The sequence below is a fragment of the Paenisporosarcina sp. P4_D4 genome, assembly GCF_056401835.1.
In genome coordinates this window covers 1-905 of record NZ_JBFUIO010000354.1, presented here as the reverse complement: position 1 = coordinate 905, position 905 = coordinate 1, and the positions used below count along the sequence as shown (strand labels likewise).

General features: G+C 34.4%; 1 protein-coding gene. It reads left to right on the top strand.

Annotation, left to right across the window (positions count from 1 at the left end; genetic code table 11):
* Positions 1 to 719, top strand: a 719-nt coding sequence (locus AC1DSL_RS18780) for an aldo/keto reductase (protein WP_477533410.1), incomplete at its 5' end; no start/stop codon positions are given.
* Positions 720 to 905 lie beyond the last annotated feature (186 nt).

Genomic DNA, 905 nt, shown 5'->3' with positions numbered 1-905 from the left:
AACATGGGTATCGTAGTATTGATACAGCAGCTATTTATGAAAATGAAGAAGGAGTTGGACAAGCTATTCGAGAAGGGATAAATGAAGCAGGTATCCCAAGAGAAGAACTATTTATAACATCGAAAGTTTGGAATTCTGACTTAGGTTACGAATCAACTATAGTAGCTTATGAAACAAGCCTAAAGAAACTTGATCTTGAGTATTTAGATTTATACCTTATTCACTGGCCAGTAGAAGGTAAATATAAGGAAGCTTGGCGTGCATTAGAGACTCTTTATAAAGAAGGAAGAGTAAAGGCTATTGGAGTAAGTAACTTCCAAGTCCACCATCTGGAGGACTTAATGAACGATGCTGAAATTAAACCGATGGTCAACCAGGTAGAATACCATCCACGTTTAACTCAGAAAGAAATTCAAGCCTTTTGTCAAGAACATGGAATTCAGTTAGAAGCTTGGTCACCTTTAATGCAAGGTCAATTATTAGATAATCTAGTATTACAAGAAATTGCAAATAAGTATAACAAGACCATTGCCCAAATTATTATACGATGGGATTTACAAAATGGTGTTGTAACCATTCCAAAATCCACGAATGAATATCGAATTGTTGAGAACTCAACTGTATTTGACTTCGAACTAACAAAAGAAGAGATGCAGCGAATTGATGAGCTAAATCAAAATCATCGAGTAGGACCAGACCCTGACAACTTTGATTTTTAAATAAAAAAGGGCRTAGGATAACATTAAAAAACAGACACTTTTCCTCTAATAAATGAACTGCACCCCAATTTTTAGACACATCTATCAATTGGAGGTGTAGTTTTTTATGGATAAATATACTTTAGAACAAAATTAGCTGCTGTTCATGAGTTCATAAACTTGGTATTACAGTTTACTTACCAACAT